The organism is Dictyobacter arantiisoli (assembly GCF_008326305.1).
Lineage (GTDB): Bacteria > Chloroflexota > Ktedonobacteria > Ktedonobacterales > Ktedonobacteraceae > Dictyobacter > Dictyobacter arantiisoli.
Window position 1 is genome coordinate 13,110 of the sequence record NZ_BIXY01000050.1, and the last position, 16,136, is coordinate 29,245.

12 protein-coding genes are annotated in these 16,136 nt (G+C 52.3%); 7 read left to right on the forward strand and 5 right to left on the reverse strand.

What is annotated here, in order from left to right; translation table 11 throughout:
• Nucleotides 1-75: 75 nt before the first annotated feature.
• Nucleotides 76-1,947, reverse strand: coding sequence for a MutS family DNA mismatch repair protein (locus F1593_RS16445; protein WP_149402655.1), 1,872 nt, complete (start codon nt 1,945-1,947; stop codon nt 76-78).
• 256 nt (nt 1,948-2,203) lie between these two features.
• Between F1593_RS16445 and F1593_RS16450 the strand changes: the two genes are divergently transcribed.
• Nucleotides 2,204-2,476 carry a hypothetical protein gene (locus F1593_RS16450; protein ID WP_149402656.1) on the forward strand — a complete coding sequence of 91 codons (273 nt, stop codon included), beginning with the start codon at nt 2,204-2,206 and terminating at the stop codon, nt 2,474-2,476.
• A gap of 54 nt (nt 2,477-2,530) precedes the next feature.
• On the opposite strand, the gene pdxR is transcribed toward F1593_RS16450, so the two are convergent.
• Nucleotides 2,531-4,066, reverse strand: a complete 1,536-nt coding sequence (pdxR, locus tag F1593_RS16455) for a MocR-like pyridoxine biosynthesis transcription factor PdxR (protein ID WP_149402657.1) — start codon at nt 4,064-4,066, stop codon at nt 2,531-2,533.
• A 134-nt stretch (nt 4,067-4,200) separates the two neighbouring features.
• Between pdxR and F1593_RS16460 the strand changes: the two genes are divergently transcribed.
• From F1593_RS16460 to F1593_RS16475, 4 genes are all read left to right on the forward strand, one after another.
• Nucleotides 4,201-5,211 (forward strand): SIS domain-containing protein, encoded by a 1,011-nt coding sequence (locus F1593_RS16460; protein ID WP_172632175.1) that lies wholly within the window; start codon nt 4,201-4,203, stop codon nt 5,209-5,211.
• Between the two features lie 500 nt (nt 5,212-5,711).
• Complete coding sequence (locus tag F1593_RS16465) at nt 5,712-7,844, forward strand: AbeC-like domain-containing protein (RefSeq protein ID WP_172632176.1); 2,133 nt, start codon at nt 5,712-5,714, stop codon at nt 7,842-7,844.
• A gap of 30 nt (nt 7,845-7,874) precedes the next feature.
• Nucleotides 7,875-8,564 (forward strand): CHAT domain-containing protein, encoded by a 690-nt coding sequence (locus tag F1593_RS16470; RefSeq protein WP_149402660.1) that lies wholly within the window; start codon nt 7,875-7,877, stop codon nt 8,562-8,564.
• A gap of 80 nt (nt 8,565-8,644) precedes the next feature.
• Nucleotides 8,645-10,312, forward strand: coding sequence for a serine/threonine protein kinase (locus tag F1593_RS16475; RefSeq protein ID WP_149402661.1), 1,668 nt, complete (start codon nt 8,645-8,647; stop codon nt 10,310-10,312).
• 558 nt (nt 10,313-10,870) lie between these two features.
• Here the strand turns inward: F1593_RS16475 and F1593_RS16480 are convergent.
• The 3 genes from F1593_RS16480 to F1593_RS16490 all read right to left on the reverse strand — a co-directional run bounded on the left by F1593_RS16480 (nt 10,871) and on the right by F1593_RS16490 (nt 13,259).
• Nucleotides 10,871-11,782: an energy-coupling factor transporter transmembrane component T family protein gene (locus F1593_RS16480; RefSeq protein ID WP_149402662.1), complete on the reverse strand. Its 912-nt coding sequence runs from the start codon at nt 11,780-11,782 to the stop codon at nt 10,871-10,873.
• A gap of 95 nt (nt 11,783-11,877) precedes the next feature.
• The gene (locus F1593_RS16485; protein WP_172632177.1) at nt 11,878-12,459 is read right to left on the reverse strand and encodes an ECF transporter S component; all 582 of its coding nucleotides are present in this window, start codon (nt 12,457-12,459) and stop codon (nt 11,878-11,880) included.
• Nucleotides 12,348-13,259: a DMT family transporter gene (locus F1593_RS16490; protein WP_149402664.1), complete on the reverse strand. Its 912-nt coding sequence runs from the start codon at nt 13,257-13,259 to the stop codon at nt 12,348-12,350. The genes F1593_RS16485 and F1593_RS16490 overlap by 112 nt, the downstream gene beginning before the upstream one ends.
• A gap of 314 nt (nt 13,260-13,573) precedes the next feature.
• Here F1593_RS16490 and F1593_RS16495 point away from each other — a divergent pair, with 314 nt between their 5' ends.
• Nucleotides 13,574-15,022, forward strand: coding sequence for an amino acid permease (locus F1593_RS16495; protein ID WP_149402665.1), 1,449 nt, complete (start codon nt 13,574-13,576; stop codon nt 15,020-15,022).
• A 267-nt stretch (nt 15,023-15,289) separates the two neighbouring features.
• The gene (locus tag F1593_RS16500) at nt 15,290-16,033 is read left to right on the forward strand and encodes a type 1 glutamine amidotransferase (protein WP_172632178.1); all 744 of its coding nucleotides are present in this window, start codon (nt 15,290-15,292) and stop codon (nt 16,031-16,033) included.
• Nucleotides 16,034-16,136: the final 103 nt, after the last annotated feature.

The following is a 16,136-nucleotide window of genomic DNA, read 5'->3' on the forward strand; positions in this document are numbered from 1 at the left end:
CACAAATCATTTTATTTAAGCGGTATTGACCGTAAGGGTTCGCGTTTCGGGGAAATGAGGGAAGATGATCGAAGATTATGCCGGCGTGGCATCCCAATGTACGGGTAGACCTTCCATTTGCATGATGCGCAGGGCGTTGCGCGTGGGGCTGGGGCCATCATGCAGCAGATATTCAAAGACCATCTTGCCGTCGATGATGTTTTCACGGAAGTGATAGTTTTTAATCATGGGATTCCCCTCAGCCAACTGGACAAGTTCAAGATCATGGGTCGAGATGGCTCCTACGCACTTTTTGTCGACCAGCGCCCGAATATAGGCTTCGCTGCCGATGGCTCGCTCATAGTTGTTGGTGCCCCGAAAGATTTCATCGATCAAGAAGAAGACAGGATGATCAGTGCCTTCATCGAGTAGATCCAGCAACCCTTTGAGACGGCGCACTTCGGCATAGAAGTAGGAGTAACCGTCGGCCAGCGAGTCGGTGACGCGAATACAGGCGTAAAGATCGAAAATGGTGGTTTTAAACGAGGCGGCGTTGACGACGCTTCCGGCATAGGCCAGCACCAGATTGATGCCGATGGTGCGTAAGAAGGTGCTTTTACCCGCCATATTGGAGCCGGTGATCAACAGGATCTCGCCCGCCGGGTCCATCGTGAAGTCATTGACGACCTTGTGCTCAGGCTTGATCAGAGGATGTCCCAATGCTTGCGCATCGAAGAAGATGGGATCGCCCGATCGCTTGCGCACTTCAAGCTCAGGGAAGGTGTACTCTGGATGCAAATGCGCGAAGTTTGCCAGTGAGTTGGCGGCCTCTAACTCATACCAAACATCCAGCCAGACTGGCAGATATTCCGCGAGCAGGGTGGTACACTGGATAAGTTGATGGGCCAGGATGGCTCCAATGGGGAAGAGGACATTTACCAACGCCCAGCCTTCGGAGCTGGTGGATAAGGTGGCGCGGTTCAAGATGCGTTCGATGCGCTTGAGGAGGATGGATGGACGACGGTCGGCATGCAAGAAGAAGGGTTCACAGAGCTGACGTAGCCGCGATTTTTTGGCATAGCGGTTCTTTTCCAGAAATTCAAAGATCAGTTGCAATTGTCCAAAGGCGATACGCTGCCGATTGCTGCTTTGCGAAAGCTGTCCCTGCTCTTTTTTGGTGCGTAGATACCAGAACAGGCTACAAAGCAACGCCGCAACGCAGAATAGTACAGAGGTATGCACAAAGAGGAAAGCCAGAATTGAGGCATAGAACAGACATGCCAGCAGGAGCGCGACAACCAGGGATGAGAGAGGCTGTTTGAAGTTTGCTTGTTCCTGGACCCAGGCCGTCAGGGCTTCACTATCGATGGGACTGGTGGAGAAGCGCGTGGCAAAGAGAGAATTGAGCAGGAACTTATTGCGGAATCCGGTCATGGGGATGAGTTCGCGCACCAGACTGCGGCGCGCCCGTATGACCTCCAGATCAGGATTCAGTTCCAGCAACCAATCGCGCAAGAGCAGAGTTCCCTCTAAAGAGACGCCCGTATTGAGTAAACGATGCAGTGAACGCTCTCCGCTGATATCCAGATCGAGCTCAAAAGGATGCATCTCGCCCATCTCCTGCTCCTCACGCGGAGGGACAGGTGGCAGGGCATCCCAATCCAGGTTCAGGCGTGCAATCTGTGTATTCAGCATCCGCACCCAGGACTCATAGCGCAGAGCGCTCTTGCCAAACGCAGGCTGTAGACGCGCTCTCAGCCAGAAGATCACGCACGAGAGCAGAATACAGATAAAACCAATCCAATGGACCAGCGACAGAAATGTCACCGTCACAAAGATACAGAGCGCCAGGATGATGAGGGTTCGCATCTTATTCTGCTGATCCAGTGCCTGTACCTTTGCCAGCCGACGTTGCACTCGCGCCAATTGCCGCTCAAGCACCACCTGCCGAGATGGGATAGTATCCATCTAACTTCTTCCTTATCATATGAAATTACATCTATCATCCACCCGCCAATCGCTGGCGAGAACAAAAGCATAACCATTGACCATTGTCGCACACAACATCGAACATCACAATCCTGAACCATTCAAAGAACGAGAGGGTGGCTGCTACGGGTGGCTCCTCTGGCCTTCATTCCTCTTCTTTAAACGGTATTGTGCGAGCCAGGTGTATAATAGGGGGTGAGTTTTTCGATATTTCCAGGTAGGAGTTGGTGAATAAATGAAGGTTGTGTTTAAGAGTAAGGATTTTGCGAGCGTGGATAGCTCGGGTTATGGCTTTAATAATCGTCGACCAATGGCGAATCCCTGGCAGTATCAGGGGCGAGTACAGCATCGCCAGTGGCAGGGGATCTATGAGTGTGGTTGGCAGAAGACGAATGATCGTTTGAAGCAGGATGAGCTGCTGTGGACGGTGCGCGGCGATGCTCGTTTGTTTGGTCTGGCCGCCGCCCTGAAGACGAAGGGCTTTGAGGTCGAGGTAGAACAGGATTAGAAATTGATGCTGTTCTACCTATGATACAAACTTGCTGGCAGCACCAGTAGCTCGTTATAATCCACTTAACCAATCCTGCTGGCTGAGTAGTTGCTGGAGATGGCGGATACCGGTGCGAATCTCCTGTTCGTCAAAGGATGTGTAGCCAAGGATGAGGCCGTTGCGTGTGGAATGCTGGTAGGCGTATCTTGAGATGGCGGTGAGGATGAGGTCTTGTTCGGCGGCTCGCTTTGAGACAAGCACATCGGGATAAGCGGCGGGCAGGTGCGCACAGAGATGCATGCCAGCTTCGTCGGGTTGGACGGTAAGCAGACCAGTAGCATCCTCCTTCTGGAGCGCGTCCAGCATGATTTCTTGGCGACTGGCGTAGAGGGCACGCATGCGACGGACATGGCGGGAAAAATGCTCTTCAACCATGAAGTCGGCGAGGACCATTTGATCAAGCATGTGTGAATTGCGGTCGGCGGCGGCATGGGCGGCACTAAAAGCATCAATCAGGTCGGGCGGGGCGACCAGATAGCCGAGCCGCAAGCCCGGGAACATCACCTTGCTAAAGGTCCCGATATAGATCACACGGCCCGCCTGATCTAATCCCTGCAAGGATGCCAGAGGATGGCCCGTGTAGCGATATTCTCCATCATAGTCATCCTCAAGAATCCAGGCTCCAGTGCGGGTAGCATGGCGTAAGAGCGCCAGACGGCGAGCCAGGCTCATGGTGACGCCGGTCGGGAACTGATGTGAGGGTGTGGTGTAGATCAAACGTGCCCGAGGGCTCATCCGTATGCCGGCCTCAAGCTCTATGCCCTCGGCATCCACTGGCACGGGGACCAGATGCGCGCCACTACTCAAGAGCGCCCCACGCGCACCCAGATAGCCAGGGTCCTCGATCCAGACATCATCACCGGGATCAATCAACAACTGGGCCGCTAAATTGATCGCCTGCTGCGAGCCTGCGACGATGATGATCTGCTCCTCGCTACAGCGCACCCCACGCGCCGTTTGCAGATAGGCCGCGATCTCCTGGCGCAATGGTCGATAGCCCGCCGGATCGCTATAGCCAAAGTAATCTGGATTGATCTTTTGCCAGCGTTTATGCGCCAGCCGCGCCCAGAGCTTGAAGGGAAACTCATGGAGCGCAGGGATACCATGCCGAAATGTCTGACGTAGGATCACCTGCTCCCAACTCTGGATCGGAGCAACCGGAGCAGCCGCGATCAGCCGTCCCCGCGCCGATAGTCCCGGCGTATGAGGATGCGCCACCCGATCAGCATCCTTTGACGGACCCTGCTGAGACGACTGAGGCAGGCGCAGCAGCTCATCCGGCAGGCTCTCCTCGACATAAGTGCCGTTTCCCACCTGACCACGCAAATAGCCCTCATAGAGTAATTGCTCGAAGGCCACGATCACCGTAGTACGCGAAACGCCCAGCGTGCTGGCGAAGGTGCGCGTCGATGGCAGCCTGGTGCCAGCAGGCAATGAGCCTGATAAGATTGCCTGCCGCATCGCGGAATAGATTTGTTGATAGAGCGGGGTCGAGGCATGATGATCCAACATCAATGTCAATAATATGCTGCTTCCAGTCTTCTGCATTTAGATCTCCAGCGGATAAGAGAATGGTATGCACAGTATAAAGGAAAATGGCCCTGTACGCAAGACCACTTCTCTGTTAGTATAGCGCCATCAACTACTATTCAATTTTCCCATTCTATAAGGAGATGTGTGTGATGCCAGAATTTAAACTTGATACTCAGATTGCAGCGCAGGCGGCGAGCATTCACAGACTGCTGACACAGCATGACCTGCCACGATTGGATGCTGAGCGGCCTCTTATTTTAGCGGGCATTGGGACCTCCTGGCATGCCTGCCGGGTCGCGGCCTACTGGCTCATCGCATTGAGTCATGGTCAGATTCGTCCCCTGGTCTATAACTCCCATGATCTGGCTCTCAACGCACCATTAAGCAAGCAGGATCAGGTCATCGTCGTCAGCCATCGTGGCAGCAAAACCTTTCCACGGCAGGTCCTACAGCGGGCCCGGCAGATCGGTGCCACCACCATCGCCATCACCAGCAGCGACGCACCTGCACAGGATGCGGATTATCATCTCCACACCTGTCCCGGCGAAATTTCAAGTACGCATACCATTTCCTATACCAGCGCCCTCACCGTCCTGGCCCAACTGGTCGCAGGCTGCATCGGCAAACAGGCCAGCCAGCCCTTCCTGGACGCACTCCAGGAGATCCCCACGGCCCTCGATGCCATTCTTGAGCACCCGGCCCCGGTCCAGATAGCCGAGCAGCTCGCCAACCGCGAGCCGATCCTGCTGGCGGGCGTTGGCATCGACGCCATCACAGCCGCCGAAGCCGCCCTCAAGATCAAAGAAGGCACCTACCAATGGGCGGAAGGCTTCGAGACCGAGAACGCCCTGCATGGACCGCCAGCCGCCTTCCGCACCGGCCTGGGAGCCATCACCATCACGCCAGCCAGGGATGATGGAGGGCGCACAGCATCCTTACGTACCCAGCTCCACGCCCTCGGCGCGGTCGCCTTCAGTTGTGGATCGGACAACGAAGACCTCTGGTTTCCGGCTGTACATCCATTGCTACGCCCACTGGTCGCCATTGTCCCTCTTCAGAGACTCGTCGCCGAGATCGCCAGAATCAAAGGGAGCAATCCCGACGCCATCCATACCGACCAGGAACCCTGGACCAGCGCCATGGCAAACGTCACCTTATAAACATCAGAAGGCTTCGAGACCTTAGTGCTCGCCTGTAGACAGGCACTACGCGCCAGTACTCTTTTTATTCTGTGTTGCATAAATGGCTTTCGAGCTATTTATACAACACAGAATATTTTTTTTGAGCATCTAAGGTGTGCAAACTCATATACGAAGATAGCGGCAGACAGGGAAAAATGGTATATCTTACTTTTATGGAACAGAAAGAAGCAAGGGTACAGTGAATCATAAAACATATGAGAATACTATGAAGACACCAAAATGTTGTATATAATGTGTATATATATGTATGAAAAATATCCAATCTTAGCGTTGATATAGCGAGTCAGAAAGCAAAGTCGTGCATATCATTTCATCTTATTTTTTTATGTTTTATTGTAAGTCAATTATGAGCAATGAAGCAGACATTCAAATTCCACTGCGAAACTTCATGTCTCTAATCAAAGCTCACTCTGTTTAGCGATTATTTACTGTTATCCTAAGTAAGGATGGATACTACCATGCAATTCACTCAATTTGTTTTACAGTATCAGGGGCGAGAGTATCCTTTAGACAAACCACAAATCATTATCGGAAGCGATCCAAGATGCGATATCCGCATTGAGAACAATCCACAGGTGCTACCGATGCATGCCCAGGTGATCTCGCAGGCCGGGCAGGTGTTTCTTCAGTATATGCAACGTGGCGCGGCTGTCTGGGTGAATGATTCACCGGCATCTCAGCAAGCGCTGCGGGATCAGGATGAAATCGCGCTAGGCAATCGCGAAACCAGATTGAAGCTTCAACTCAACCGCAATCCCACCGGAGTGAACCAGCAAGTCAACTGGACCAATCCCACTCCAACAGTGCAAAATACTACCGGAACGCAGATGTCAGGGACACTGAATACTGGTGGAATGCGCACACCTGACAGCGCATATCAATCGGGCTTGTTGGCAACGACACCTCCTCAAGCACAGGCTCCCACGGCAACAGTCAATAGTACAGGATTGGATACTACGCGCTACCTGTGCGCAGCCGGACATCTAGACGAGGATTCCCAGGATTATGTGATGCGCAATGTGATCTATGAGGAACGCAAGTCGCTGGGCGAGTCCTATGGTGTGAATATGCCGCTTGTCGTGAGCTGGTGTAAGGCTGGTATTAATCGCATCAATGTCCGCGATATGATTCTGAGCGGCCTGCTCGGTCTGGTCTGCCTTGGCTACTTCCTGGTCATAAACGTGATCGTCGGATATCTCAGCAGATTGACCTCCGCCAGTAGCTCCCCTTCTAGCTATGGTTATGGCTATGGCTCTTCATACAGCGCGCCCAGTCCCGCTACCCCTTCCCCGCTTGTCACCATCATTGGAGGCCTGTTTACCATTGTGTTAGCGCTGATCATTCTCGTCATCGCGTTCAATATCGAGAAATGGATTACACGACGTTGGCCGAAGTCCCATCCAGGTATTGTCACCTATATCATACTCCTCCTCCCATTCAGCTTCATGGGACTCATTATAGTCCCGTTGCTCTGGGGGATAATCCTGGTCGAATTGCTCGTGCGTTACTACGGCAATGCGGTGAAACAATTGCGCAAAGACACGTTTAATCCACGGGTAGGACCAGTCTCGTTGGATAGGAATCTATCAAAAAAGCTTCAGGAGAATTTTGTTACGTCACAACGCAATGTAATCGCTTATAGTGGCTATAAGCCCTTTGCAGGAGCTGGCGAGTATAAAGGCGGTTGGTCGTTTGTGATTGATACCAGTAAAGGTGCTTACGATACCTCCAAATTTGCCACACCATCCCAACGCCAGCCGGTGCGCCCTTTCACAATCAGCAGCCTCTATGATAAGGTTGAGAAGGATGTGTGGGCCCTGGGTGTAAAAAATGTCCTTGAGATTGAAGGGAAACTCTACGTACGTGGCGAGTATCTGCCAGAACAAGTCCCCTTCTTCAATGCAGAAACGCAACGACCAATGACGAGCGTCAATCCAGATTTGGTCGCACAATATAAAGAACATCCAACCGAAGACGTACGCTACTATCAATGCCTCCGCTTCAGCTTCTGGCGCGGGGAGATGATTTTCACGGCCTATCTGCGCTTTGTCAAGCGCGGGAAAGATCTATTCACTGAAATCAATTACGTCCTCCTGCCACCTATGCATCCCGATTACTACTGGGTGGACAGAAGAGAAATCACACCACCACTCAGAGAAATCTGGCAACTCTACCTGCGCTCATTAGACAAACCGGTTCAAACATGGCTTGGGGCACCCTTCCGGCTCGCACGTAGTCGCGTCTATGCGGCTCAGCAGCGCAAACTTGCCCGTGTCGCGTCCAACAATCCCGCTTTCGATTATGGCGCATCCACCAGCCTACGCCAGTTTGCCAGTGACGACGGAGCTCATCTCTTCTTCCAGGAACTCGATGAACAGATGTATCTCAAAATGGTTGAGAAACAGATCCTGGAAACAATCTCCAACTTTCTGGACGCCCACCAGATCGACACCAGCGAATTAATCCAACGCCAGCAGACGATCTTGAATGATAACACGGTCAACAATCTGACCTTTAATGGCGAGGTCAGCAATTCCGGCAGTATGACCATTGGTGCAGGATCACAGATCAACAATTCCGCCCCGGCATAAAAGCCATAAGTTAAGAAAGCTAAAAATGACATGAGTGATACGAATAACACGAATTTTAATGGCCCGATCAACAATTCTGGCAGCCTGGCGATAGGTCCTAAAGCCAGCATTCATAACTATGCGCAACCGCAACCGCAGCCACAGAGCGAAACAACGCAACACGTAAAGACGACCAATGCCCTCTTTGTGCTCTCCAATCCACGCGGCAGCAATAGCCTGCGCCTCAACACAGAGATGCGGGCGATTGAAGAGGCACTCCGCCTGAGTCCACAACGCGACCGGATTCAGAGCCGCACATTGCACGCCGCCACGGCCAATGATCTGCGGCGGGCACTGCTCGAAAAGCCTTATCAGATTATTCACCTGTCAGGACATGGCGGTTCCGATGGTTTTATGCTGGAAGATGAGCAGGGACGCCCTCATCTGGTCTCCCCCCAAGCGCTCGCAGCGTATTTCGGCATCTATCGTCAGACATTGCGCTGCGTCCTCCTGAATGCCTGCTATACATTCAGCATGGGACAACACATCGCGCTGGGCATTCCCTATGTGATCGCCATGCCCGGTCCCATCCAGGATCGAGCCTCCATTGAATTCTCGCGTGGCTTCTACGATGCCATTGGCGCAGGACTGGACATTGAACGTGCCTATCTGGAAGGATTGAGCACTGTACGCTTCGCGCACCTGGATCATAATTTCCTGGCTCTGCTGCTACAAGAATAGGATAGGAATGATGTGTTTCAACAATCAGACAATCAGAGAAGCTTTTTAGCCAGACAGACTTATAGAAGGAGTAGCGCGGCATGGTAGAGTATCAGGGGCAACAAATAGGAAACTATCAACTCATCCAGCACTTAGGAGGCGGTGAGACAGCAACAGTCTATCTAGGCATACACATGTTCCTCAATACGCTGGCAGCGATAAAAATAGTCCAGGCATCCCTGCTTGAACAAGACGCGCCGGCATGCCTGGATGAGGCCCGCACACTTACCAGTCTGATCCATCCAAACATTGTACGACTGCTTGATTATGGAGTACAGGATGAAAAGCTCTTTCTGGTGATGGAATATGTGCCCGGAGATACCCTATGGCAGGTCTATCCACCCGACGCGCATCCGGGTCCGGTATTTATCATTGCGCTGATCAAACAAATTGCAGACATTGTCCAGTATGCGCACGATCAGAACATCATGCACGGCAACCTCAAACCAGAGAACATCCTGTTAGGGCCAAACAATGAACTATTGATCAGCGATTTTGGCATTGCAATGCTCTTGCAAAGCATGGGCTCGCGGCCAGCACAAGCCCACGCCGGAACGCTCTCCTATAAAGCCCCCGAACAATTAGAGGGGAAGCTCCAGCGAGCCAGCGACCAGTATGCCCTCGCGCTCATAGCCTATGCATGGTTGAACAGCGAGCACCTGCTCCAGGATACTATTATTGCAAACAACAGCCAGCATTTGCAGGACCAAACCACGCCGCTGCAAGCACAAGAGACAACGCTTGACGATGTGTTAAATAAGGCAATGGAGAAAGAACCTGCGCAACGTTTCGACTCCATCCAGACATTTGTCAGGGCATTGGAACAGACATATCACAACACGGCGAAAAAAACCATCCCAATCAGTTCGATGGCATCACTCCCAACCATCCCTGTGGAGTATCCAATCAATCCAGATCCAATCCCGTTACTTACTGAGCTGGAAACGCAGCCAGCCGGGCAACCACAACCGGACTGGCAAGCGCAGGAAGTTGCCGCATCTCCCCTGGTGCCCTTTTTCGTACCAGAGAGCGCAGCGCCACCTGCCTATCAGCAGCCATCAAATGAGGAATATCCAGTACTATTTTTTTCAGCACATAAAACCAGAAGCCGGTCAACCCCGGCAGTAATGCTGCTCATACTCTGCCTGATCGGGATAGTGGTGATAGGCGCAGTATTTTTTATCGGACCCAACCGAATTCTACAAATAGTACATGGAGGCCAACAGCTATCCTCAAAATCGTCAGGTGCTCCGGCAAAAAATAGCAGCAATCCCGGTGCCCAGGCACCCACGCTACTCCCATCAGTTGTGTCAACCATCCAGGCACAGACACCGACGCCGACGCCGACATCAATCCCGACACCGACGCCGACACCGCAACCAACGGCCACACCCGAACAACAGGCGCAGTCAGCCATTCAGCATTACTTTACCGCGATCAACAACAAAGACTACCAGGCCGCTTACAATCTCTGGGTAAACTATCCAGATAGTTACCAGAACTTTGCAAATGGCTTCGCGGATTCAAAACACGATGACTATCAGTTTAGCAATGTCCTTCAGCAAAGCGATGGGACTGTTCAGGTGTCGCTCACGCTTGTGGCTACTTCAACCACAGCGCAGCAAACTACCTACCAGGGATACTATATTGTAGGCAAGCAGCCAGATGGCACCTGGAAGATTATCACGGCCAGTATGCAACAATCATAGAGTTTCCCTCTCAAAGCGTTTGATTCCCATGGTCTTCGCCATCCTGGCGTATGAGTTTTCGCACAGCCTCTACACTTCTCCATCATGATTTGGGTACATTCTCTAAATAGGCTTATAAGCGAGATTATTATACGATGAACGGGAAAGCGGGACTCACATGAGGGGAGATGTAGGCTGATGTCAGGGCAAGGGACAGATCGTTGGGAAGCGATGTAGGTGCGTGCCGGGGTCGCAACCGAGGTGCGCTTTCCCCTTCATCGTACGATATCTCTCCCATAGGCTCATCCGTATCCCACCATCCATGTTTGGGTAAATCACCGAGCGTTGGGGCGAGATCACGGTACGATGAACGGGAAAGCGCACCTCGGCTGCGGCCTCGGCACGCACCTACACTTCTCCATCATGATTTGGGTACATTCTCTAAATAGGCTTATAAGCGAGATTATTATACGATGAACGGGAAAGCGGGACTCACATGCGTTCGTGCCGCACCTACAATATCGTGCATTAACGGCTCCTTTATCAAGGGTTGGAATGGGCCTTCGCTGCGCGTCAGGGTCATCGGGTGAGGAAGGTTGGGATGCCCTGGATGTGCATGAAGTGGATGATGCTGTCGGGATAGTAGCCTCCGAGGATGTTGAGGATGGTAATGGCGAGAAAAGCGGCAATGATCAGCGCGATAAGGATGCGGTCCAACGAGCGAGCGCGCAGTTCGATGAGCCAGGTACGTTTGGTGACTCCGAAACAGCGCAGTTCCATGGCGTTGATGATGTCTTCCGCGCCAATAATTGAGCCGATCACCAGCGGAACGACGAGGGGAGCCATACGGGCGATTTTGCCAAAGGGTCCGCCGCGCAGTTTGTCGAGTTCGAAGCCACGGGCACGCTGGGCATCCATAGTCGTACTGAAGTCACGTCCGACGGTGGGCAGGAAGCGGAAGGTGAGATCGACGGCATAGGCAATAGAATCCGGTATGCCGAGTCCTTTGATGGCGCTTGAGATGTGGCTGGGATTGGTGGTGTAGGGCAATGAGATGGCGACGAGGGCGATGGAGAAGTTGCGCATGGCCTGGGTGATCAAGAAGGTGATGTTCTCGACACTCAATGGGAGCATGGCAGGTCCAATAAAGGGGGCATGAGCGGTAAAACCGATAAACGGAAAATAGGTGAGGATGTGTTCCTGAGTCAGATCGGCTCCCCGTACCACGTGTCCACCGGTCAGGAAGAAGTTTCCCAGCACGATCACGATGTTGATCCAGAAGATAAGCAGCCAGGCTTTTCTAGTTTCGGACCATTTCAGATGGGCCAGGCCATAGTAGATGCTCGCCAGGATCAGCGCAACGAGCATGAACCAGAAGTTGGAGGTTTGCGCGACCGCCAATCCGAGCGCGAGCAAGAAGAGCAACTTGGCACGCGTGTCCAGCCGATGGATCGGCGAGTCCCGTTCGATATAAGGAAAATTAATGAGCATAAGATCGCTACTTCCCGTATAGTAATGACAATGTGGATGAGATGTTGGATACAGACCGTTCGATGAGATCTGTATCCAATCAATCAAGCAGTAAACTAGCGGCCAGAGCGTCGCACGGCAGCGGTATAGGCAATCAGCAAGATCGGCAGGAGGATCAGTCCATTGATCAGATCTGAGGCAGCCGATGGGATGAAATCACCAATGACAGCCGCAGAGAAGCTCAGTTTGGAGACCCAGATATCGGTGATCGAAGCAAAGCCAATACCGACAACGATACCAAGGATAGCGAAGACTTCGGCGAAGATGATGTTTTTCCGCTTGAGGTAGCGACCCAATGTGTAGTAGACCACCAATCCGGTGATCAGGCCGATCAAGCCGTTGCCGAGATCCCAGTTCCACCAGACACCAGAGCCAGAGAGCCAGTCACCCAGGAGGTTGCCGACGCCGCCAGCGAAGAAGCCAACCCAGGGTCCAAAGAGGGCGGCAAAGAGCAGGGGAATGACAATCGCGGGCCGGAATGAGACGTTACCAGCGCCGGGCAGTTGCAACGCATTTGTTGCGATACTCAAGCCACCATAGAGCGCGGCTCCCAAAGCGGCATAGACGATCTTTTTGACATCGAGACCCCAGATAGTAGCCAGTTGACGAGATGAGCGTTCTTTTTCCACTGTAGCCATGAACGTGCACCCTTTCTGCAAGACCATAAAATATAAGAACGAAAAAATAAATGAACAGAGAAGCCAGATAGCCTCCGCTGACCGTCCGTCCCGTCTAGCGACGGACAGCCCCCGGTTGGGACAATAATCAAGGCCAGCAGGACGTCTGGTTGCCAGAGGACGGTGCTCTGAAAGATGTGCTGCCACGGTTCAAAGAACAGGGCGGCGATCCCGCTCAGGCAGGCGACGGTGCCCAGTTGGATCACGACAAGATAGTTGATGGCGGTGCGCGCCACAAATTTTTCGGTATAGATGACCTGCAAGGCAAAAGCTATCGAGCAGAAAAAGGCGAGGATGTCGCCAGGATTGATGTGATTGAGGTCGACAAATGCGAGTAGATAGAGGCCAATTGTTGCCATACCAACACCACCCAGGGAGGTCAGACCCGGACGTGTGCGCAGAATCAACCAGGCACAGAGGGGGACCAGCGCCACCGATAATCCTGTTAAGAAGCCGGATTTACCAGAGGTGGTGTAGAGCAGGCTAAAGGTTTGTAGTCCATAGCCGAGAAAAAGGATACAGCCGAGCACGATACCGCTGCCAAAGAGAGCGCGCCGCGAACTGATCGGGACGGCCCCACGCTTTTGTGTAAGACGTGCGAACAGCAGCAAGAGCAAGGCAGCAAAACCAAAACGCAGGGCCAGGAAGGTGAGAGGCGGCAATAGCACGATAGCGTCCTGCACCAGCACAAAAGTGATGCCCCAGATACAGGCAATGATCAGTAAAATGGCATCCGAGAGCCAGCGTCTGGTCGAAAGCATAATTGTTCCTTCGGTATGGTAGTTGCAGAGCTGTTCTTAACAGGATAGCGCACACAGGGGAGGTTGACAAGATGAGTCTTTCTAAAAGCTATAAGAAACATCCTGGCATGGGCCACCTTCTCCCCACCGCGCTATCCCAACCATACTGCGCTATCCCAACCACACTGTAACATTCTCTGTTGCGCTGGCGTGTTTTCAATGCAGACTTGCATTATCAGACAGACTGCTTGTTCGCCATCAAGCAAGCACGGCATTATTCATCGGCTGGCGACCGCTGTTCCCACTGACGCAGCAGGAGAAGGAGAAGGAGAGATATGGCAACCACACGCTCGCGAAACCAAAGTATCTGGCGCATCAAGCCGATTGACATTATTTTGAAACAGGGGGATGAGACTGATAAGTCCCTCAAGCGAACGCTCGGCCCCATCAGCATTACCGCAATGGGAGTGGGGGCAATTGTGGGTACGGGTATTTTTGTGCTGACCGGCATTGCCGCCGCCAATTATGCCGGTCCAGGCTTGATCCTCTCGTTCATCGTAGCAGGTATTGCCAGCGGGCTGGCTGCGATTTGTTATGCTGAGTTTGCCAGTTCAGTACCCATTTCAGGCAGTGCTTATACCTATTCCTATGCGACTCTGGGCGAGATAGTCGCCTGGATCATTGGTTGGGATCTGATTCTGGAATATGCTGTGGGCGCAGCGGCCGTGAGTATCGGCTGGGCGGGCTACTTTACGGATCTTTTTCGCGGCGTATTAGGCATTCATATTCCAGTGGCGCTGACCTCCACCCCGTTTTCGGGCGGGATTATCAATCTACCAGCCGTGATCATCATTCTTCTGATTACCATCCTGCTGATATGCGGCACCTCAGAGAGCAGCACCTTCAATAATGTGGTTGTCAGCATAAAAATCCTGGTAATCCTCTTCTTCATTATTATCGGTATCGGACACATCAATCCAGCCAACTGGCATCCATTTCTGCCCTATGGCGCGGGCGGTGTGTTCCGAGGGGCCAGTATCATCTTCTTCGCCTATATCGGCTTTGATCAGATCTCAACCTCAGCCGAGGAGGCGCGCAATCCTTCACGCGACCTCCCTCTAGGTATTATTACCAGCCTCATAATTTGTACCATCCTTTATATCTCCGTCACCGCCGTCCTGACAGGGATGGTATCCTATACGCAATTGAATGTTGCTTCGCCCGTCTCCCATGCCTTGATCCTGATAGGACTTAATATCGCTGGCTCGATCATCTCAGTAGGGGCCCTGTGTGGCCTGACCACTGTCTTGCTGGTCCTGCTCTATGGACAGAGCCGCATCTTCTTCGCAATGGCCCGCGATGGGCTCCTGCCTGGCTTCTTCTCACACATACATCCACGCTTCCGCACCCCCTACTTATCCAGCATCCTGGTCGGAATTGTCGTAGCACTTGTGGCTGGCTTCACCCCTATCGATATCGTCGCCGAACTCACGAATATTGGAACCCTGGCCGCCTTTGTCCTGGTATCTGGTGCCATCCTGATTCTCAGAAAAACGCAGCCTGATCTGCGCAGAAAATTCCGCGTCCCCTTCGTACCAGTCGTACCCATTCTCTCAATGCTTGCCTCTCTGGTCCTGGTCGTCAGCCTGCCCCTCATCACGATTGGACGCTTCATCATCTGGCTCATTCTGGGATTAATCGTCTACTTTGCCTACAGCAAACGCACCAGCCATCTTGAACGCGACAGGCATGTCCCGGCACCACCACATGATGTAATCACTTAATGCTCTTTTTTATCGGTGGTGCAGTAGCATAACCCTCATTGCAAGAATGAGGGAGACGTTGGTGTGGTGAATCTTTCCACCGTAGAGGGATGAATTGCGTAGGAACTCATCAAGCGTCTGGGAAAGAGATGTTGTATAATTCTTATCATTCGATTTCGTACCGCTTTTCTGTTTTTAGGAATAATCAAGCAAGCGTAGAAAAACACATCGCCTGTCACCATTCAGGATACAAAGCTCTTGTGCTGTCAGATAAGGAGTAAACAAGCTTTGAGCAATACGATACGAAGCACGCAACGAGTATTGGCCTTGCAACACGTCGCGATCAATCCTCCTGGGCTCGTCGGGGAGGCATTGCGACGACACCGCATTCCCTATGATATCGTGCAGGTTGCCAACGAGGCATTACCAGATCCCACTCAGTACAGCGCGATTGTGAGTTTTGGGGGTATACAGCATGTCTATGAAGAGGGAGAAACGCCCTATCACTACATCAAGCAGGAAGAGAAGATGCTCCACACTGCGGTAGAAATAGGCATCCCTGTGCTGGGCATCTGCCTGGGTAGCCAGATCCTGGCGCACGCCTTTGGCGCAAACGTCAAGGCACAACCACCTGCTAAAATTGGCTTTTTAGAGATCCAATTTACGCCCGAGGGACAGCAAGATCCTATTTATCAAGGCTTCACAAACTTCGAGCAGGCATTTCACTGGCACGGAGATATCTTTGAGAATCCTGCTGGCGCAACCCTCCTCGCCCATCATAACTCTGGCAAACATCACGCCTTTCGCATCGGGCAGCACGCCTACGGCTTACAATATCATGTCGAGCTGACCGCCCAGATGTTAGAGCATTGGTTGAATGATCCCTCCTCGCGGCACGATTTTATCGAGGATCGCGGCATCAAAGCCTATAATAAGGTCATACAGGAACGCCCACAGCTCTATCCTCTCTATCATACACACTCACAACTATTAATAGAAAACTTCCTGCGCATCAGTCATCTCATTAATTGATGAGCCAGGTCGAATAAATACGAGAGAGAAACATAGTATGCATATCATTCGTGATAGTGTCTGGAGTTGTTAGTACTACTGTGTGAATCATCCGTATGCCAAC